This is a genomic window from Streptomyces sp. NPDC060027, assembly GCF_042737005.1.
Classification (GTDB): Bacteria; Actinomycetota; Actinomycetes; order Streptomycetales; family Streptomycetaceae; genus Streptomyces.
Genome location: NZ_JBHWVI010000160.1, coordinates 1 through 19,848, shown reverse-complemented (window position 1 = coordinate 19,848; position 19,848 = coordinate 1). Strand labels below are relative to the sequence as shown.

Below are 19,848 nucleotides of genomic sequence, written 5' to 3'. Positions count from 1 at the left end.
TTTTTGTTGGTCTTTTTTTTTTTTTAATACCCCCGCGGCCCCTGGGGCCCACCCCGCCGGGGTCTGTTCCTCCCCCCTCCGGTTGGGGGGGGGGGGGGGGGCCCCCCCCCCCCCCCCCCCGCGACGGGCATCCTCGACGTACTGGAAGAGGCCGTACGGGGCCGAAACACTCCCGTGGCGGCTGAAGGAGTTCCGGCCAGTTGCGTGACCTGGGGAGTGCGCGCCCAAAAGCCCCCCTCTGTCCCTATGAAGCTCACCCGCCGACGCAGCCCCGCTGCCGGTGGAGCGTCGACCTGCGAGGGAGGAGAACGACGCATGAACACAGCCGACACAGGCTTCCTGCCGCCCCGGCCGGATGCCCGGCAACCGTCGGAGGAGGATCCGTGGGCCAGGGCGGCCCTCCTCGTCCGGGCCGCCCAGACCGGTGACGCCCTGGCTCTCAACGACCTCCTGGACCTGCTGACGCCGTACGTCAGCAGGTTGTGCCGCCCGATCGCTCTGGCCGACAGCCCCGACGCGGTGCAGGAGTCACTCATCGCGGTCTTCCAGGGGCTGCCCAAGCTGCAGGAGCCCCGCGCCCTGTACGCATGGGTACGCACGATCACCGTGCGCGAGGCCGTGCGGGTGGCGCGGCGCGCGGAGCACGAGACCCCGGTGGGCGAGCTCAAGGACCTGCCCTCCGTACGCGGCCCGGAACTCGCCGCCGATGTGCGCGACGTACTGCGTCGGCTGTCCACCGAACACCGCACCGTCCTGGTCCTGCGCGAGCTGGAGGGACTTGACGAACGGTCGGCCGGCCGGCTCCTGAACATCTCCTGCGGCACGGTGAAGTCGCGGCTGCACCGCGCCCGTCACAGCTTCCGAAAGGCGTGGGCGCGATGAGCGTTGACTGGCCGACCACCGAACTCGACCCCGTGCGCCGCCTGCGCATCATGGCCGCGGGCCTGAACGCCGTCATGTACGCGGACGCCCACCTCGACAGGCCCTTCGCGGACGTCTGGGCGGTGGCGAGCGACCTGGAGGGCGAGCTGCCACACCTGGTGCCGACGCTGCGCGCCTTCCACCTGTCGCCTGTCTCCGGGCCCCGGCGACACGCCTGGGCCTACGGACCCCTCGGGCACCGTGCCCGGTTCGAGGTCGTGCTGCAGCCGGGCTGGTGTCTCATGCAGAGCGGATGCGTCATCGGGGGGATGGCGGCCGTCCCGGAGGGTTCCGGGACACGGTTCGCGGTCCTCGGCGCGCTCCGGCAGAGCCGGCCCTCCTCCGCCCTGAGAACGCTGCGCCCGCTCGGCAGCAGCCGCGGCCGGCGCATGATCGCCCGCGCCAGACGCCGAGCCGAGGCACGCTTCGCGCCCCGGCCGGCCAACGGCCCGTGACCGGGGCCCGTCTCGCCGGCGGGACCGCTCACCCGGTCCACGTCCGCCCCGGCCGCTCGCGACACCCGACGCGATGCCGGTCCCTGCCGGGCAGGGGCGCCGGCAGCGCGCCGGACCGGGGCACAGCCGGTTCAAGGGCAAGTCACCACCTGCGCCGCGTAACTGAGCCCGGCGCCGAAGCCCATCAGGAGGACCGGGTCGCCGGACTGGATCTGGCCGAGGTCGATGAGCCGGGTCAGGGCGAGCGGGACGGAGGCCGCCGAGGTGTTGCCGGTCTCCACGATGTCGCGGGCGATCGCGGCGTTCGTCGCGCCGAGGCTCGTCGCGAGGCGCTCTATCATCCGCAGGTTGGCCTGGTGGGAGACGAATCCCTTGAGGCTGTCCGGGGACAGTCCGGCGCGCGCGCAGGCCGCGCCGGCGACCTGCGCCAGCTCCGTGGTGACCCAGCGGTAGACGGCCCGACCGCTCATCGTCACGCTGCCGTGCCGGTCCGGAATGGCGACCAGGCCCGCCCTGTCGCCGTCGCCGCCCCACACCACCGGGTGGATTCCGGTGTGGTCGGCGGAGACGACGACCGCGGCACCCGCTCCGTCCGCGAACACCGTGGCGGTGTCCACGTCCGCCGGGTCCACCCAGTCGGTCATCCGCTCGGCGCCGACGACCAGGGCACACCGGCTGGTGCCCGAGCGGATCAGGCCGTCGGCGATCCCGAGTCCGTAGCAGAAGCCCGCGCACGCGGCGTTGACGTCGAAGGCCGCGACCGTGGGGATGCCGAGCAGGGCGGCCACGGACGCCGCGCCGTTCGGCATGGGGGAGGGCATGGAACAGGTGGCGAGGACGAGGAGGTCCACGTCCGCCGGGCCCAGCCCCGCGGCGGAGAGAGCCTTCGCGGCGGCGGTGGCTCCCATGCCCGTCAGCGAGTCGTCCGGGCCCGCGAAGCGCCGCTCGCGGATACCGACCCGTCGCTCTATCCACTCGGCGGAAACGCCGAGCGGATTCCCCAATTCCGAATTTCCCACGATCCGTTCGGGCCGGACGCCCGCCACGGCCGCGATTCGGGAGCCGGCTCCGGCATCAAATGTGATCGGTACGGAGGAATGGGACGACATACGGTCACCTCGGTAAATCTGCGGCAGCGGGCAACTCGGCAGCTGCCCCCAATTCCAAGGGTCCTGGAATACGAATGCAGGCAGCACTGGGCGGAGCGGCGGAAGCTCAAGCTTCCATCAAATCTCTGCCGCTCCACGGAGACGGGAAACGCCTGGCTTCACGTCCGGTCCTCGGCATCGGATTCACCATCCGGATGCCCACCTGGCAGGTGAACGCCCTTGCCAGGATATAAAGTTGAGCAATCAATAAATTTCGTTCGCGATCGGCATCCCGTAGGATTGTCAGCTGACAGCCTCTCGACACGGAGGTAGGGTGCAGAGATCACGGGGGAATGGCCGTCCACGGCCACGTGTTCATTTGTTTCCTCGTGCGGTAGACGATTCCATCAAGGAGTTGGAGAGCGCATGAACGGGGACCGCGCAACCACTGATGACACCGAATCGGGAATAGGGGTCGGGGGCGGTGTGGGCTTAGCGCAGGTGGAACGCTCTGCCCTGCAGAAGCTGACACCGCGCGAACGCGAAGTGCTCAGCGTGCTGTCGATCGGCGAGGGGAACAGAGCCCTCGCCCGCCGGTTCGGCATCGCCGAGCGAACGGTGAAGGCCCATCTGACGAGCATCACGCGGAAGCTGGGGCTGCGGAACCGGGTCGAGGCCACACTCCTGTCGGTGCGGTGGGCGGACGAGCTCCGCCCGGACGGACAGAGTCTTGAGCGCAGGTGACGATCCGTCCGGCAGGGCCCCGTGAGGTCGCCGTCTGGACCTTGTGGATCCCCGACAACGCGGCGGTCGCGGCCGGCAGCGCGTGGACGCTCGGCGCCGAGGAAACCGAACGGGCCGCCCGCTTCCAGGACCCGGCGGCGCGTGAGCGCTATGTCACCTCCCATGTGGGTCTTCGCGTGCTGCTCGGCGGGTATCTGGGGATGGCGCCGCAGGACGTGGGGTTCCTCCGCGAGCCCTGCGGGATGCCGGACTGCGAACGGCCGCACGGACGGCCGGTGATCGCCGGCCGGTCCGGGCCGCACTTCTCCCTCTCGCACGCCGAGGACGCCGCCCTGTTCGCGATCGCCGGCACACCCGTCGGTGCGGACATCGAGTCGGCGGGGCTGGTGCGCGCTGGCCTGGAACGCGCGGGCAGGCGCCTCCACCCCGCCGAGCGGCGTGCCGTCGCCGCCCTCTCCCCCGCCCTGCGCGAGAGGGCTCTGCTCGGCTGCTGGGTGCGCAAGGAGGCGTATCTCAAGGGCATCGGCACCGGGCTTGCCGGCGGGCTCGGCGGCCATCACGTCGGCCTCGCCGAGGAGTTGGCGCCCCCTTGGGCCCCGCCGGGGCCGACGGGCTGGACTCTCGCCGACGTGAAGGCGCCCGACGGCTACCGGGCCGCGATCGCCGTACGCGACGAGAGCACGCGGGACGGCGCGGGCAGGCCGGGCGGCCCACGTCCCGAGGTGCGGGCCGCCGAACTGCGGCTGTCCTGACGTCACTTCCGCCTACTGCTGTCCGGCGGCGCCGACCACCTTGTTCAGACGGTGCATCCGCGTGGCCAGGCTCATCCGGCCCTCCAGGCGGAAGGCCGGGGGCCGGCGGCCGTCCACGTCGTCGAAGCCGTACTCGACTGCCAGGTCGCCGGTGCTCAGCACCGTGCCCGTGCGCTCCATGACGTCCGGGTCGGCGAGCAGGGCGGCGATGGCACGGCCCACGTACTCCGGGGAGTGCACCACCGACGCCGGGCCGCTGCCCATCGCCTCCCAGGCCGCCTCCACCCGCTCCGTCCGCACGAAGCCCGGGTGCAGCGAGACCGCCGCGACACCGCTTCTGCGCAGGTCGGAGGCGACGCCGCGGCACATGCGGTCGGAGGCGGACTTGAACACGTCGTAGCCGACCTGACCGAGGTAGATGTCCCCGTCGGAGAAGCTGATGCCGACGACCAGACCGCTCTGCTGCGGAATCATCAGCGGGACCAGCCTGCGCGTGACGTCGTACTGCCCGCGGAGCGAAGCCTCGAACAGCTCGTAGCGCCACATCGGCTGCTCCCAGAAGGGCGCGTCGAAGCGGACCTCGGCGGACCGCTCGTACCCTCCCCAGGCGTTGGTGACCAGTAGGTCCAGACGGCCGTGGTCGGCCTTGATCCGCTCGGCGAGGGCTTCGTTGTCCCGCGCCTCTGCGTGGTCGCAGCGCAGGGCGATGCCCTTGCCGCCGCGCCGCGTCACCTCGTCGGCGGTGTCGTCGACCGTGCCGGGCAGCCCCTCGGTGCGCCGGCCCGTGCGAGCGCTGCGGCCCGTGACATACACGGTCGCGCCCGCCTCGCCGAGCGCGAGCGCGATGCCGCGGCCCACGCCTCGGCTGGCCCCGGTGACCACGGCCACCTTTCCGCCGAGGTCCGGAGCGTTCCAGGCGTCGTTCACGCCAGAGTCCTTCCGTTGGTTGGGGAGTGCGCCGTTCTTCGTACGATGTCGGAGTCGCCTTCTCAGCCGAGATGCTCGGCGGCGTACTCCAGTCCGGCCAGGTACGCGGCCGTGCCGTCGACATGCGGGAGTGCGTAGCGATCGCGCAGCTCCGCCATGGAGGAGGGCAGGACGCCGCCGCTGCACCGGGTGACCTCGCTGACGTCCCTGAGGACCGAGAGATACGAACGGGTCAGCGGGGGTGTCTTCGCGATGGCGTCCGGGGCGAGTTCGTCGGGGTTCACCAGCGGCGGCAGGTTCAGCGAGCGGCCGCGCCCGGCCGCGTGCTTGACCAGGAGCTGGAGGCAGGTCTCGACGTCCATCGCCTCCTCGCCGTAGGTCACCCAGAACTCGCCCTGTTCGTCGCCGAGTTCGATGGCGCGCAGCACCGCCTTCGCCAGCAGGTCCTGTGGGACGAAGTCCATCCGGATGCCCGGGTGCACGGGGACGAACGGCGCCCGGCCCCGGCCCAGCCAGTCCGACATCAGCTGCACGATCTGGCCCTGTGAGGTCCAGCCCGTCGTGGAGTCGCCGATGAGGTTGGTGGGCCGGAACACGGTGTGCGGCAGTCCGCTGTCTCGCAGGAGCTGCTCCGCCCGGTGCTTGGAGCGGATGTAGTTCTTGCAGACGTTCTCCTCGCCGAGCGGCACGGGCGCGTCCTCGGCGAGGGCCGCCACGAAGGCCGTGCCCATGAAGTGGACCGCGGCACCCGCCTGTTCGGCGAACTCGATGACCCGGCGGGTGCCCTCGACGTTGATCGGCCCATAGCGCTCGGCCGGCAGGCCCCATTCGGTCAGCCCCGCCGAATGGATGACGGTGTCGACCGAGGCCACGAGCGCGGCATGGCTGTCCGCGTCCAGCCCGAAGCGCTCCGCCGTCAGGTCAAGGGAGACCGCGGACTCCGCGGCCTCGGGGATCGGCGCGCTGTGGACGGCGGAGATGATCCGCGGTCCGTCGGCACCGTTCTCCCGGAGGATGCTGCGGCCCACCACGCCGGAGGCTCCGGTGAGCAGGACCGTGCGACGGGCGCTCATGGGCGGGACTCCTTCCAGTCCATCAGGCGGGCCACCGCGCGGGCGCCGACATAGAGGGCCGGTTCGGGCGGAAAGTCGGCGGGGGGCTTACGTCGCTCGTCGTCCACGAAGAGCAGCCGGGTGTAGTCGGTGTCCTTGCCGAGGGTGAGGTCACGCAGGACCTTGCCACCGGTGTGGGTCGCGGCGATGCCGTTGCCGCAGTAGCCGTATCCGTACAGGATGTTGCCCCCGCCCAGGGAACCGAAGTGCGGAGCGTAGTCACGCACGACATCGGCGGTCCCGCCGTATGCGTAGGTGAATTCGAGGTCGGCCCACATCGGGAAGAACCGCAGGAACTCCCGGTGGATCTCGCGGTAGACCTCGGGGCGGTTCATGTTCCGCTGCCGCTTGTCCCGGCCGAAGTAGTACGGAGCGGGTCCTCCGGCGAACATGACACGGTTGTCGTGCGTGAAACGGGCGCACGTGAGAAGGGACTTGGCCTCGACCATGCCCTCCCGTCCGGGCCACCGCACACGCGCGAGCTGCGCGTCCGTGAGGGGCTCGCTCACCATGGCGTACGTCCAGATCGGCACGACCTTCTTGCGGAAGGGCGGGAAGGCGTCCATGTGGACGTTCGTGGCGAGGACGACCTTGTCCGCCGTCACCCGGCCACCGGTGGTGATCACCGTGGGCCGCACGCCCGGCTCGACGCGCAGGCAGGGCGACTTGTCGTAGATGGTCACGCCCTTCTCGCGCACGACGCGGGCGATGCCGCGAGCGAGTCTGAAGGGGTTCACCAGAGCACCGCCGGTCCGCATGCCGGCCAGGACCGCGGGCGAACCGATGACCGCCCGGGACTCCTCCCGCGTCAGGATCTCGGCCCGTGCCGCGCCCATCCGTTCGGCGAGTTCGCGGTCGTGCTGGAGGCGCTTGAGCTGGGCCGCGTCGGTGGCGACCATCAGGTAGTCATTGGCCTCGTACTCCGCGTCGACATGGTTCCTGCGGGTGAACCTGCCGATCTCCAGAATCGACCGGCCCACGGCCTGGGAGGCTTCCAGGGCTCGCCGCAGACCGAATTCCTTGACCAGGGCCTGGATGTCCTTGCCGATGGTGGGCGTGACGAATCCGTCGGCGCGGCCCGACGCCCCGTAGCCGGAGTGGTTCGCCTCGACGATACGGATGTCGAGCGCGGGCTCGGCCTCTTTGAGGAAGTAGGCGGTCCACAGCCCGGTGAAGCCGCCCCCGACAATGCAGACATCACAGTCGACGGTTTCCCGCAAGGGGGCTTCGACGGTGACCTGTTCGGTGTCGTGCCAGTAGACGACGTGCTTGTATACGTTCACTGAGTGCTCCTCAACAGGGCCACCGTGGAGCTGTCGGTCACCAGAATCTCGTGGACCCACCTCACACGGCTTCGAGGATCATCCGGGACAGGCCGAGGTGGCGGTTAGTGAAGTGGCCGACCGTCGAACCCAGATAGCGTTCGTAGTTGGCGACATTCTCCTCGCCGGCGGCCTTGACGGCCTGATCGCGGTTGGCCTGGAGGCGGTTCAGCCATTCCTGGCAGGTACGGCTGTAGTGGTCCGGGTCGGTGCGCAGATTTACGATGTCGAAGCGCTTCTCGCTCGACTCGATGACCTCGGAAAGGGCCGGGATCTCGGATTCCGGGAAGATGGTGTCGATGATGAACATCAGATCGCGGACGGTCTGCTTGTCCATCCGGACGTTGTTGCCCTTGACGTTGGTCTGCAGCGCGATCCGTCCGCCCTTCGGGAGCCATGTGCGGCACCGGTCGAAGAACTCCTGGTACGCGGCGACCCGTTCGGCGCGCGACAGGCCCGTGCGGGCGAAGTGCTCGAAGGCGCCGATGGAGATGATGGCGTCGTAGGGCTCGTCCGGTTCGTGGTCGAGCCAGTTCTCCACCCGCACCTCGGTACGCGGCAGGGCCGTCCGGCGCAGCCGTTCGGCCTGGCTCTCGCTGAGTGTGAGGCCGACCGCCCGCTGCACACCATGGGTGTTGACCAGGCGGTCGAGCAGACTGCCCCAGCCGCAGCCGACGTCCAGGACCCGGCGGGCGCCGGCCGCCCGCGCGCCCTCGATCAGATGGTCCAGTTTGCGCTTCTGGGCCGCTTCCAGAGTGTCACCGGAATCGGTCTCGTCCCACAGCGCGCACGTATAGGTGAGATCGGCGTCCAGCCACAGGGCGAAGAAGTCGTTCGACACGTCGTAGTGGTGACGAATGGACTCGGCCGTCGCACCCTGGTATTCGCCGGCCCTCACGCGGCGGCGCCGCCCTTCTCGCTCTCCTCCGCCAGCTTCACGAGATCGGCCACCGTCCTGACACTCGCGGCCTTGCTCTCGTCGAACTCTATCTTGAGGTCGTCCTCGATGGTGTACACGATGTCGGCTATCTGAAGGCTCGAAAGGCCGACCGATTCAAAGGCCGTATCGGCATTGAGGTCATATGAATCCGCTTTACTGCCGAGTTTCTTGGCAATGCGGGAACACACTTCTTCAGTGGTGATCACAGGATGCCTTTCAGGTACGGGGCGATGAATGCCAGAGATTCCCCACCGTCCGCGATCCGGCCACGCCACCAAGCGAGTCGGGGCACATTCGAAGGCCGACGCGAACCGCCGTCGATGGTAGGACGGAGATTCCAGCGCGGGACGGGAGTCGCCACGTTACCCAGGTGGCCGACGGGACACTATTGCCCTTTAGGGCAGTGATCGTTTTCAACCAACATACTGCTGGCGAAAAAGGGGCTGACATGTTTTGCTTGCCGAGGCTCACCCGGCCCGGGGGTAAGTACGCCGCGAGCTGACCCTGTGCGGTGGCAACTGCCGCGGGCGGCCACCGCCGCCCCTTCTCATCCGACGAGGACCAAGGAGATTCGAATGGCCGAGGTACACCTTGCGGCGGGCACGGTGGAGTACCAGGACACCGGCGGCGACGGGCCCGTAGTGGTCCTGCTGCACGGTGTCGCGATGGACGGCTCCCTGTGGCGGAACGTGGTGGCACCTCTGCGCGCGGAATTCCGTTGTGTGGTCCCGACGTTGCCGCTCGGCGGACACCGCACTCCGATGAAGGCCGACGCCGATCTGTCGATCCCCGGTGTCGCCCGGCTCGTGGCCGAGTTCCTCGACGAACTGGACCTGCGGGACGTCACGCTGGTCATGAGCGACTGGGGCGGGGCCCAGGCACTGGTCGCCCTGGGCCGGGACGAGCGGATCGGCCGCCTCGTCATCACCTCCTGCGAGGCGTTCGACAACTTCCCGCCGGGTGTGCCCGGTTCCAATCTGTACACCTCCGCGAAGATGCCCGGAGGTATCAACTTCGCCTTCAAGCTCCTGAAGCTGAAGCCGATGCGGCGCCTTCCCATGACCTGGGGCTGGATGAGCAAGCGGCCCGTCCCGCACGAGGTGATGGACGCGTGGTTCGAACCCCTGTGGACCTCCGCGGAGATCCGCCGGGATCTGCGGAAGTACGTCCTGGGCGTACCGCCCAAGGACGAACTCCTCGCCTGGGCTGAGAAGTTGCGGGAGTTCGACCGGCCGGCGCTCGTGGTGTGGGCCGCCGAGGACAAGGTCATGCCGCTCGCGCACGGGCGCAGGCTCGCGGAGCTGTTGCCCAAGGGCGAGCTCGTGGAGATTGCGGACAGTTACACCCTCATCCCGGAGGACCAGCCGGAACAACTCGCCGCGCACCTCCGGTCCTTCCTGCTCACGGGCAGGGCCACCGACTAGTCAGGACGACGCGAATCGTCCGCAGCCGCTTCCCTCGCGCGGGAAGCGGTGGTGAGGCGTGGGCGCAAGGCGAAGGACGACGACGTGGAGGATGGCATGGCGGACCCGATGGACTCGGGCGATCCGACGGACGAGCGGAGCAATCCCCTGGCGGTGCGGCTGGCCGCGCTGCCGGCGGATGCCCGGTACCCGGTCCTGCTGGACCTGGTGCGGGAGAAGACCGCGGAACTCCTCGGCTCCGACCCCGGGGATGTCGATCCCGACCTCGCCTATCGCGACTTCGGCTACAACTCCCTGGCCGCGGTGGAGCTGACGAGCAGTATCGGCGCGGCCAGCGGGTTCGAACTGCCGCTGACGCTGCTGTTCGACCATCCGACGCCCGCCGCCGTGGCGAAGCACCTGCTGTCGGCGCTGGGGTTCGCCCCGGCGGACGCGGAATCTCCGCGGACCGTCCCGGAGCCGGCCGACGACGAGCCGATCGCGGTCGTCGGAATGGCCTGCCGCTACCCGGCCGGCATCGCCTCCCCCGCCGACCTGTGGGATGTCGTGGCCGCCGGGCGGGACGTCGTCTCGGACTTCCCCGCCGACCGCGGCTGGGACCTGGACGGCCTCTTCTGCGACGATCCGGAGCGGGCCGGTACGAGTTATGCCCGCACCGGCGGCTTCCTGGAGTCCGTCGCCGACTTCGACGCCGACTTCTTCGGTGTCGCGCGGCGCGAGGCACTGGCGATGGACCCGCAGCAGCGGCTGCTCCTGCAGACGGTCTGGGAGTCCCTCGAGGACGCGGGTATCGATCCCGGCACGCTGCGCAACTCCCCGACAGGGGTCTACATCGGCAGCAGCGGCCAGGACTACGAACAACTGGCGCGCTCGGGCCCACTCGAACTGGAGGGCTACTGGGGCATCGGCTCGGCGGGCTCCGTCCTGTCCGGCCGCATAGCCTACGCGTTCGGCTTCGAGGGCCCGGCGCTCACCGTCGACACGGCCTGCTCGTCGTCCCTGGTGAGCGTGCACCTGGCGGCCCGGGCACTGCGCGACGGCGAGTGTTCGCTCGCGCTCGCCGGCGGCGCCGCCGTGATGACGACACCCAAGGTGTTCACGGAGTTCAGCAGACAGCGGGCCCTGTCACCGGATGGCCGGTGCAGGTCCTACGCGGAGGCGGCCGACGGTACGGGCTGGTCCGAGGGCGTCGGGATCCTCGTCCTGGAACGCCTCGGTGAGGCACGCCGGCGCGGCCACCGTGTCCTGGCGCTCATCCCCGGCTCGGCCGTCAACCAGGACGGTGCGAGCAATGGCCTGACGGCGCCCAACGGCGCCGCGCAGCGCCGGGTCGTGACACAGGCGCTCGCGGCGGCCGGCCTTCGCCCCGGTGACATCGACGCGGTGGAGGGGCACGGCACGGGCACGAAACTCGGTGACCCGATCGAGATCGACTCGCTCACGGCGGTGTTCGCCCAGGACCGTCCCCCGGCGCAGCCGCTGCGACTCGGCTCCATGAAGTCCAACATCGGCCACAGCCAGGCCGCGGCGGGCGTCGGCGGACTCATCAAGATGATCATGGCTCTGCGTCATGAAGTGCTTCCCAGGACCTTGCATGTCGACAAGCCGACACCCAAGGCGGACTGGACGAGTGGTGCGGTGTCCCTGCTGACGGAGTCGGCCCCGTGGCCGCGAAGCGGGCGCGTCCGCCGGGCCGGGGTGTCGGCGTTCGGGGTCGGCGGAACGAACGCGCACGTCCTCCTGGAGGAGGCACCCGGCGAACCCGACGACGAGCCGGCACCGGAACTCCCCGCCGGGCGCGGCGAGACCGGAGCCGCCGGGGACGCTCCGCCGGTCGTCCCCTGGGTTCTCTCCGCCAAGACCCCGGCCGCCTTGCGGAAGCAGGCCGAGCGCCTCCATGCGCATCTCACCGCACGGCCCGAAGCCACCCTCGCCGAGGTCGGGGCCGCGCTCGCGCTGACTCGGGCCCACTTGAGCCACCGTGCCGCCGTCACCGGTGCCACGCGCGACGAGCTGCTCGGCGCCGTGGCCGCCCTGGCCCGAGGGAAGGCCGGTGACGGGATCACCCTCGCCCGAGCCCGCGGCGGCGGCGGCAAAGTCGTCTTCGTCTTCCCCGGACAGGGATCCCAGTGGGTCGGTATGGGGCGTGAACTGGCCGCCACGCAGCCTGTGTTCGCACAGGAGCTGCGTGCCTGCGCCGATGCGCTCGCACCGTTCGTCGACTGGTCGCTCGAGGACGTGTTGCGCGGCGCGCCCGGCGCGCCCCCGCTGGACCGTGTGGACGTCGTACAGCCCGCGCTGTTCGCCGTGATGGTCTCGCTCGCCGCGCTCTGGCGGCGGCACGGGGTGCGTCCGGACGCCGTCGTCGGACACTCGCAGGGCGAGATCGCCGCCGCGTACGTCGCCGGAGGGCTGTCGCTCGAGGACGCGGCCCGCGTGGTGGCGCTGCGGAGCCGGGCCATCGCCGCCGTGATGGCCGGGCGCGGCGGGATGGCGTCGGTGACCGCGTCCCCGGAAAGGTTCCTTCCCCTGCTCGAACGCTGGGGCGAACGCCTCTCCGTCGCCGCCGTCAACGGGCCCTCCTCCATGACCGTCTCCGGGGACCCGGACGCCCTCGACGAACTGCTCGCGTGCTGTGCCGCCGAGGACATCTGGGCCCGTCGCATCCCCGTCGACTACGCCTCGCACTCCCCCCAGGTCGAATCCGTCGAGGAGCGGCTCGCCGAGGTCCTGGCTCCCCTGGAGCCACGCTCCGGCGGGGTCAGCTTCCACTCCACCGTCACCGCGGCCGAGTTCGACACGGCGGGGCTCGACGCCGGCTACTGGTACCGGAATCTGCGCCGGACGGTCCGCTTCGACCCTGTCGTACGGAGTCTCCTGGCACACGGTCACACGACGTTCATCGAGGTGAGTCCGCACCCGGTCCTCACGGTCCCACTGGAGCAGACGGTGGAGGAGACGGGCGCCTCGGCCGCCGTCTTCGGATCGGCCCGGCGTGACGGCGAATTGGCGCGCTTCGTCGGCGCCGTCGCCGAAGCGTATGCGCACGGAGCACCGGTGGAGTGGGACGCCCTGTTCGACGCGGACACCGCGCGGCGGGTCGAACTCCCCACGTATGCCTTCCAGCCGGAGCGGTACTGGGCGGTTCCACGGGCCGGCACGGGCGATGTCACCGGCGCGGGCCTGCTCGGCACGGGGCACCCGCTGCTCACCGCGGCCACCGGACTCGCGGACGGCGCGGGGTGGCTGCTCACCGGGCGGGCTTCCCGGGGCACGCACGGCTGGCTGGACGACCACGCGGTCCATGACACCGTCCTGATGCCCGGCACCGCCTTCGTCGACATGGCGGCACGCGCCGCGGCACTGGTCGGCTGCGATGTGGTCACCGAGCTGACGCTGGAGGAACCACTGGCCCTCCCGGACGCGGACGCGGTGGATCTGCAGGCGACGGTGGGGACGCCGGACGGGGCGGGGCAACGGCCGATCACCCTGTATTCACGCGCCGTCGACGCGGAGGAGGAAGAGGCGTGGACGCGGCACGCGGCCGGCCTCCTGGGGACGGCGCCCCCCGGCGCTTCCCCGACGGAACCGACCGTCTGGCCCCCGCCCGGCGCCACCCCCGTGGACATCGACGACCTGTACGAAGGCCTGGCGGACCTGGGCTTCGGCTACGGCCCCGTCTTCCAGGGCCTTCGTGCCGCCTGGCGGCACGAAGGCAGCCTCCTGGCGGAGGTGGACACCACAGCGGACGCGGAGGGCTTCGTGGTGCACCCCGCGCTGCTGGACGCGGCGTTCCACGCCCAGCTCGGGGAGACAACGGGCGCGGACGCCGGGTCGGCGCAGGTCTGGCTTCCGTTCACCTGGTCCGGCGTACGGATCGCCCGCCCCGGCGCCACCCGCCTGAGGGTGACGCTCACCGCGCGCGGCGAAGGCGTGGTTCAGATGTCCGCGACCGACGAGACCGGCACCCCGGTGGTCTCGGTCGACTCGGTGGTGGCCCGCCCGGTGTCCCCGGCCGGTCCGGCCTCGGTGCGCTCGGCCACGCGGTCGCTGTTCCGTCTGGAATGGCGGCCGGTGCCGGCACCGGCCGCAGGGGCCCGACCCGGCGGGCCGGTTGCGGTTCTGGGCACGATCGAAGGTGCCCGAATCCCTTCGGCCACAGCGGATTTCGCGGCGTACGCCGATCTGGCCGGCCTCCGCGCCGCTCTCGACTCGGGTGCCCCCGTCCCGGACGCCGTGATCGCACCCGAGTTCGCTCCGCGCACGGGGCCGGACGCGGTGCCGGACGCGGCGAAGGCCCGTGGCCTCGCGGTCCGCGCCCTCGCGCTTCTCCAGGAATGGCTCGCCGACGAGCGCCTCGCCGCCTCCCGGCTGGTCCTCGTCACGCGGAACGCCGTCGCTGTCGCTCCGGACGCCGGCACCGTGCAGCCGGGCCTCGCCACTCTCTGGGGTCTCGTCCGTGCCGCGCAGTCCGAGCACCCGGGGCGCTTCACGCTCATCGACGTGGAGGAAGCGGAAGGTCCCGCGCTGTCCGCGCTCCTCGGCGTGCGCGAGGGTGCGCGGGGTCCGGCGCTGCCCGCGCTTCTCGCCACGTTCGAGCCTCAACTCGCCGTGCGCGACACGATCCCGTACATGCCGCGTGTCGTCCGCGCCCACGCCTCCGGTGAGCCGCTCCCGTTCGCCGTGGACGGCACCGTCCTCATCACGGGCGGCACCGGCGGGATCGGCGCCCAGGTGGCCCGGCACCTGGTCGGCGAGCGCGGTGCCCGGCATGTGCTTCTCGCGAGCCGTCGTGGCCGCGCGGCCGACGGCGTGGACGGGCTGGTCGCCGAACTGACCGCTCTCGGCGCCGAAGTCACCGTCGCCTCCTGCGACTTCGCCCAGCGGGCGGACGTGGCCGGACTCCTCGCCTCCGTCTCGCCGGCGCATCCGCTCACCTCCGTGATCCATTCCGCCGGGGTCCTCGACGACGGGCTCCTGGAAACGCTCACTCCCGAACGCCTCGACCGTGTCCTGCGGCCCAAGGTGGACTCCGTGGTCCATCTGCACGAGCTGACCACAAAAGCCCCGCTCCAGTCCTTCGTGCTCTTCTCCTCGGTGGCCGGGACCATCGGCGGCCCGGGCCAGGCCAACTACGCCGCCGCCAACACCTTCCTCGACAGCTTCGCCCAGTGGCGGCGCGCGCAGGGACTGCCCGCCGTCTCCCTCGCCTGGGGACTGTGGGAGGAGACGAGCGTCATGACCCGGCATCTCGTGGGCGGCGGAGTGGCGCAGCTCGGCAGATCGGGGCTCGCCCCGCTCACGACCGACGAAGGACTTCGGCTCTTCGATGCCTCGCACGGCACCGGTGACGCGCTTCTGCTGCCCGCCCGGCTCGACCTGGCCGCTCTGCGCGCCCAGGGCCGCGACGGCACACTCCCCGCCGTCCTGAGCGCCCTCGTGCCGACCGCGGCCCGCCCGGTGGAGGCCCTCGGCGGTGCGCTGCTCGCCCGGCTCGACGCCGCACCGCCCGAAGAGCGGGACGCCATCGTCGCGAGCGTCGTCACCACGGAGATCGCCGCCGTACTCGGCCATGCCGATGCCGGGACGGTCGACCCGGAACGGCCCTTCAAGGAAATGGGACTGGACTCGCTCGGTGCGGTGCGGCTGCGCAACCGGCTCAGCCAGGCCACCGGGCTCACCCTGCCGTCCACGCTCGTCTTCAGCCACCCCAGGATCCCCGCGCTCGCGGCCCATCTGCGGGCCCTGCTGGAGGAGCCCACCGAACCGCACGCGCGGGAGCAGGCCGCCGCCGCCCTGTACGCGGGCCTCGACCGGCTCACCGCGCTCCTTCCCTCCGTCGCGGCGTCCGACGTCCACTCCGTGAGCGCCCGGCTGCGGTCCCTCCTCGCCTCCCTGGAGGGCACGGAACCCGGCGCTCAAGGCAGCCGCGGGCAGCGGATCGACGACGCCACCGCCGACGAGATGTTCGACCTGATCGACAACGACCTGGGGGTGGTCTGAGCCATGACCGACGACGACAGGACTCTGCGCTACCTCAAGCGCGTGGTCGCCGAACTCCAGGGCACCCGCGAGCGGTTGCGGCAGGCCGAGCAGCTCCTGTACGAGCCGGTCGCGATCGTCGGCATGGCCTGCCGGTATCCGGGCGGTGTCACGTCCGCCGACGATCTGTGGGAGGTCGTGGACCAGGGGCGTGACGTCGTCGGGCCCTTTCCCGACGACCGGGGCTGGGACCTCGACGGCCTCTTCGACGACGACCCCGACCGCTTCGGGACCTCGTACGCCCGATCCGGTGGATTCCTCGACGGGGCGACGGAGTTCGATGCCGAGTTCTTCGGCATCGGGCCCACCGAGGCGCGTGCCATGGACCCGCAGCAGCGGCTGCTCCTGCACACCGTCTGGGAGTGCCTGGAGGACGCCGGAATCGACCCCGGCACACTGCGCGGCTCCCGTACAGGCGTGTTCGTGGGGACGACCGGGCAGGACTACGCCCTGCTCGCGCGCTCCGGTCCGAGCGATCTGGAGGGCTACTGGGGTATCGGCTCGGCGGGCAGCGTGCTGTCGGGGCGGGTCTCGTACACGATGGGCTTCGAGGGGCCGGCGCTCACCATCGACACGGCGTGTTCCTCGTCCCTGGTCAGTGTGCATCTGGCGGCGCAGGCGCTGCGCCGCGGCGAGTGCTCTCTCGCAATCGCCGGTGGGGTCACGGTGATGTCCACGCCGGGCGTGTTCACGGAGTTCAGCAGGCAGCGCGCGCTGTCACGGGACGGCCGATGCCGCTCCTACGCGGAGGCGGCGGACGGAACCGGCTGGGGCGAGGGCGTCGGAGTCGTCCTCCTCGAGCGGCTCAGCGAGGCCCGGCTCAACGACCACCGCGTCCTCGCCGTCGTCCGGGGCTCGGCCGTCAACCAGGACGGGGCGAGCAACGGACTGACCGCGCCCAGCGGCACGTCTCAGCAGCACGTCATCAGCCAGGCGCTCGCCTCCGCCCGTATCCGTCCGGCCGACATCGACGCCGTCGAGGGCCATGGCACCGGGACCACACTGGGCGACCCCATCGAGATCGACGCGCTGGACGCCGTCTACGGCCGGCAGCGCGGGGAACGACCGCCTCTTTTCCTCGGCTCGTTGAAATCCAACCTCGGGCACAGCCAGGCGGCCGCCGGTGTGGGCGGGCTCATCAAGATCGTCCAGGCCCTGCGCCACGAGCTGCTTCCGCGGTCCCTGCATGTCGACCGGCCCACGTCGAAGGCCGACTGGTCCGGCGGCATCTCCCTGCTGACGGAAGCCGCGCCCTGGCCACGCGGGGAGCGGGTCCGTCGCGCGGGCGTCTCGTCCTTCGGCATCAGCGGCACCAACGCCCATGTGGTCGTCGAGGAAGCACCGGTCGGCGGACAGGAGGCGGGCGAGGAAGCACGGCCCGGCCTTCCCTCGGTCCCGTGGGTGCTCTCCGCCAGGACTCCCGCCGCGCTCCGCGATCAGGCCCGCCGCCTCCACACCCACCTCGTCACGCATCCCGGCGCCGGGCCCACCGAGGTCGGCGCGGCCCTCGCCCGCGGCCGCGCCCGCTTCGAGCACCGGGCTGTCGTCATCGGCGCGGACCGTGCCGAACTCCTCGCCGGTCTCACGGCGTTAGGCACGGGCGAGCACTCGGCCAACACCGTGCGGGGCGTGGCGGCACGAGCCGGCAAGACCGCTTTCCTCTTCTCCGGGCAAGGCTCCCAGCGCGTCGGCATGGGGCATGAACTCGCCGCCGGACACCCGGTGTTCGCGGAGGCCCTCGACGCGGTCTGCGCCGAGCTCGACCGTCGTCTGGAGCGGCCGCTGCGGCAGGTGATGTTCGCCGCCCCGGGCACCCCGGAGGCAGAGCTCGTGCACCGCACGGGCCATACCCAGCCCGCCCTGTTCGCCCTGGAGGTCGCCCTCTACCGCCTCGTCGAATCGTGGGGCCTCACCCCCGACCTCCTGTTGGGCCACTCGATCGGCGAACTGTCCGCCGCTCATGTCGCCGGGGTCCTCTCCCTCGCCGACGCGAGCGCCCTGGTCGCCGCCCGCGGCGCGCTGATGCAGGCGCTGCCGGAGGGGGGCGCGATGGTCGCGGTGGAGGCGTCGGAGGAGGAGGTGCGCACAAGCCTGTCGGGGTACGAGCAACTGGCGGTGGCGGCCGTCAACGGACCCCGCTCGGTGGTCGTCTCCGGTTCCACGGACGACCTCGACACCTGGGAAATCCCTTGGCGGCAGCGGGGCCGCCGCACCCGCAGGCTGCGGGTGAGCCACGCGTTCCACTCACCCCTGATGCGCCCCATGCTCGGTCGCCTCGCCGAGATCGCGGGCGGTTTGAGCTACCGGGCACCGCGCATCCCGATCGTTTCCAACGTCACCGGCACCCTCGCCGACCCGGCCGCACTCGCCACCCCCGGCTACTGGGTGCGGCACGCCGAGCAACCGGTCCGCTTCCACGACGGCATACGCGCCCTGGAGAACGCGGGGGTGACCGCCTTCCTGGAGCTCGGCCCGGCCGGGGTACTCACCGGCATGGCGCAGGAGTGCCTGGCCGAACCGTCCGCCGCCGTCCTCACCTGCGCGCTCGACGGGCGCAGGCCCGAGCCCGCCGCGCTCCTGACCGCGCTCGCGGAGCTGCACACCCACGGCGCGGGCGCCGACCCGGCGGGACTGTTCCCACCGGCCGCCGGCCGCGGGGTGAACCTTCCCACGTACGCGTTCCAGCCACGTCGCCACTGGATCGACGTACCCCGGACGGTCAGCGGCCCGCAGCGGGCGGACCGCGACGCGCCCTCCCCGAGCGGGACTTCGAAGGAGGTCGAGGAGCCGCCCCTGGATGTCCTGGACCTGGTCCTGACCGCGGCCGCCCTCGTCCTCGGATACGAGGACAGCACGGCGGTGGACGCGGACAGATCCCTCCTGGAACTCGGCATCGACTCCCTCGGCGCGGTCCGGCTCCAGCGGCGGTTGTCCACCGCAACCGGGCTCGACCTGCCGGCGACACTTCTGGTGGACCACCCGACCCCGGCGGCGGTCGCGGATCATCTGCGGCCGCTGGTCGGACAGGCCACGCCCGAAACCCGGGAGGCCGCGGCGGCCCCCGCAGCCACCCCGACCCCGTACACCACCCTGCTCAGGTCCGCCCACCTCCGCGGCGAACTCGCCGCCACCGTCCCGTGGCTGCGGGAGGCCGCCGCCGCGCTCCCCACCTTCTCCTCCCCCGGCCGGCTCACCGCGGCGACCGGACCCACCCTCGTCTCCGACGGCGCCGCCGACCCCGCCGTGGTCTGCGTGCCGTCGTTCCTGGCCGGTTCGGGCACGCACCAGTTCGCGCGGTTCGCCGCGGGCTTCCGCCGTCGCCTGCGGATGTCGGCGCTCACTCTGCCCGGCCTCGGCGGCCCCTCACCCCTCCTCCCGGGATCCTGGCGCGCGGCGGTCGACAGTCTGGCCGCCGAGACGCTCGCGGCCGCGGCCGGTGCCCCCGTGCTGCTCGCCGGGCACTCCATCGGCGGAGCCTTCGCGCACGCCGCGGCCGCGAGCCTCGAACGCGCCGGGCACCAGGTCGCGGGTGTCGTCCTGATCGATACGTACGAGCCCGAACCCGCCCGGCAGAGCGAGGTCTTCGCCTGGGCGATGGGCCGCATCCTCTCCAGGGACCAGGCGTCGGCCGGCGTCGACGAAGCGGGCGTGCTGGCCATGGGCGGCTATCTGCGCCTCTTCGACGACTGGGCCGCCGATCCGCTCGCCGCCCCGGCACTGCTCCTCACCGCCGAACGCGGCCCCGACGCGTCGAACAGCGAGGGCTGGCGTCTGTGGCGCGCGGCGGACACCGTCACGCCGGTCCCGGGCGATCACTTCTCGCTCCTCGAGGAACACGCCGCCGACACGGCACGGACCGTCGAGGACTGGCTTCGAAAGGAACGTTCATGCAGCCCGTCGGCATAGTCGACTTCGGGAGCTATCTGCCCGAGAACGTCGTGGGACCCGAGTTCTTCCACGACCCGGACGCCCCGGTGGACCCACTCGCCGGCGCCCCGCTGTTCAAGGTCCCCGCGACACGGCACCACGTCGCTCCGGACGAGCGTGCCTCCGACATGATCGCGAAGGCGGCCGAGGCGGGGGGGGGGCGGGGCGGGGGGGAAAACCACCCGGGGGTGTTG

Annotated in this window: 12 protein-coding genes and 2 pseudogenes; 8 read left to right on the top strand and 6 right to left on the bottom strand. The window is 71.5% G+C overall.

Translation table 11 applies throughout. The features are described from left to right. Nucleotides 1-315 precede the first annotated feature (315 nt). A complete protein-coding gene (locus ACFWBT_RS30665) occupies nt 316-882 on the top strand; it encodes an RNA polymerase sigma factor (RefSeq protein ID WP_385706178.1) in 567 nt (188 codons plus the stop codon). Then, the gene (locus ACFWBT_RS30660) at nt 879-1,376 is read left to right on the top strand and encodes a hypothetical protein (RefSeq protein WP_385706176.1); all 498 of its coding nucleotides are present in this window, start codon (nt 879-881) and stop codon (nt 1,374-1,376) included. Before ACFWBT_RS30665 ends, ACFWBT_RS30660 begins: the two co-directional genes overlap by 4 nt. Nucleotides 1,377-1,507: 131 nt before the next feature. Here the strand turns inward: ACFWBT_RS30660 and ACFWBT_RS30655 are convergent, their stop codons facing one another. Further along, the gene (locus ACFWBT_RS30655; protein ID WP_385706174.1) at nt 1,508-2,485 is read right to left on the bottom strand and encodes a beta-ketoacyl-ACP synthase 3; all 978 of its coding nucleotides are present in this window, start codon (nt 2,483-2,485) and stop codon (nt 1,508-1,510) included. A gap of 480 nt (nt 2,486-2,965) precedes the next feature. Between ACFWBT_RS30655 and ACFWBT_RS30650 the strand changes: the two genes are divergently transcribed. Together ACFWBT_RS30650 and ACFWBT_RS30645 are read left to right on the top strand one after the other, a co-directional pair. Then, nucleotides 2,966-3,208 carry a response regulator transcription factor gene (locus ACFWBT_RS30650; protein ID WP_385706172.1) on the top strand — a complete coding sequence of 81 codons (243 nt, stop codon included), beginning with the start codon at nt 2,966-2,968 and terminating at the stop codon, nt 3,206-3,208. Beyond that, nucleotides 3,205-3,960 carry a 4'-phosphopantetheinyl transferase family protein gene (locus ACFWBT_RS30645; protein ID WP_385706171.1) on the top strand — a complete coding sequence of 252 codons (756 nt, stop codon included), beginning with the start codon at nt 3,205-3,207 and terminating at the stop codon, nt 3,958-3,960. The genes ACFWBT_RS30650 and ACFWBT_RS30645 overlap by 4 nt, the downstream gene beginning before the upstream one ends. 12 nt (nt 3,961-3,972) lie before the next feature. On the opposite strand, the gene ACFWBT_RS30640 is transcribed toward ACFWBT_RS30645, so the two are convergent. From ACFWBT_RS30640 to ACFWBT_RS30620, 5 genes are all read right to left on the bottom strand, one after another. After that, complete coding sequence (locus ACFWBT_RS30640; protein WP_385706169.1) at nt 3,973-4,887, bottom strand: SDR family NAD(P)-dependent oxidoreductase; 915 nt, start codon at nt 4,885-4,887, stop codon at nt 3,973-3,975. A gap of 62 nt (nt 4,888-4,949) precedes the next feature. Continuing rightward, nucleotides 4,950-5,960: an SDR family oxidoreductase gene (locus ACFWBT_RS30635; protein WP_385706167.1), complete on the bottom strand. Its 1,011-nt coding sequence runs from the start codon at nt 5,958-5,960 to the stop codon at nt 4,950-4,952. Continuing rightward, on the bottom strand, nt 5,957-7,282 hold the full coding sequence (locus ACFWBT_RS30630) for an NAD(P)/FAD-dependent oxidoreductase (protein ID WP_385706165.1): 1,326 nt from the start codon (nt 7,280-7,282) through the stop codon (nt 5,957-5,959). Before ACFWBT_RS30630 ends, ACFWBT_RS30635 begins: the two co-directional genes overlap by 4 nt. 61 nt (nt 7,283-7,343) lie before the next feature. Next, nucleotides 7,344-8,219: a class I SAM-dependent methyltransferase gene (locus tag ACFWBT_RS30625; protein ID WP_385706163.1), complete on the bottom strand. Its 876-nt coding sequence runs from the start codon at nt 8,217-8,219 to the stop codon at nt 7,344-7,346. Beyond that, entirely contained in the window at nt 8,216-8,467 is a 252-nt protein-coding gene (locus tag ACFWBT_RS30620; RefSeq protein ID WP_385706161.1) for an acyl carrier protein, read from the bottom strand. Before ACFWBT_RS30620 ends, ACFWBT_RS30625 begins: the two co-directional genes overlap by 4 nt. Nucleotides 8,468-8,836: 369 nt before the next feature. On the opposite strand from ACFWBT_RS30620, the gene ACFWBT_RS30615 reads away from it, so the two are divergent. The 4 genes and pseudogenes from ACFWBT_RS30615 to ACFWBT_RS30600 all read left to right on the top strand — a co-directional run. Then, nucleotides 8,837-9,685 carry an alpha/beta fold hydrolase gene (locus ACFWBT_RS30615; protein WP_385706159.1) on the top strand — a complete coding sequence of 283 codons (849 nt, stop codon included), beginning with the start codon at nt 8,837-8,839 and terminating at the stop codon, nt 9,683-9,685. Nucleotides 9,686-9,781: 96 nt separating this feature from the next. Further along, complete coding sequence (locus ACFWBT_RS30610) at nt 9,782-15,688, top strand: SDR family NAD(P)-dependent oxidoreductase (RefSeq protein WP_385706157.1); 5,907 nt, start codon at nt 9,782-9,784, stop codon at nt 15,686-15,688. A 12-nt stretch (nt 15,689-15,700) separates the two neighbouring features. Then, a pseudogene (locus ACFWBT_RS30605) lies at nt 15,701-19,633 on the top strand (type I polyketide synthase); the annotation flags it as partial. Continuing rightward, a pseudogene (locus ACFWBT_RS30600) lies at nt 19,615-19,848 on the top strand (3-oxoacyl-ACP synthase); the annotation flags it as partial. The pseudogenes ACFWBT_RS30605 and ACFWBT_RS30600, both read left to right, overlap by 19 nt.

Coding starts and splice junctions, on each gene's coding strand:
- ACFWBT_RS30635 (WP_385706167.1), bottom strand. CDS start 5,960: ATGAGCGCCCGTCGCACGGTCCTGCTCACCGGAGCCTCCGGCGTGGTG.
- ACFWBT_RS30660 (WP_385706176.1), top strand. CDS start 879: ATGAGCGTTGACTGGCCGACCACCGAACTCGACCCCGTGCGCCGCCTG.
- ACFWBT_RS30615 (WP_385706159.1), top strand. CDS start 8,837: ATGGCCGAGGTACACCTTGCGGCGGGCACGGTGGAGTACCAGGACACC.
- ACFWBT_RS30665 (WP_385706178.1), top strand. CDS start 316: ATGAACACAGCCGACACAGGCTTCCTGCCGCCCCGGCCGGATGCCCGG.
- ACFWBT_RS30655 (WP_385706174.1), bottom strand. CDS start 2,485: ATGTCGTCCCATTCCTCCGTACCGATCACATTTGATGCCGGAGCCGGC.
- ACFWBT_RS30610 (WP_385706157.1), top strand. CDS start 9,782: ATGGCGGACCCGATGGACTCGGGCGATCCGACGGACGAGCGGAGCAAT.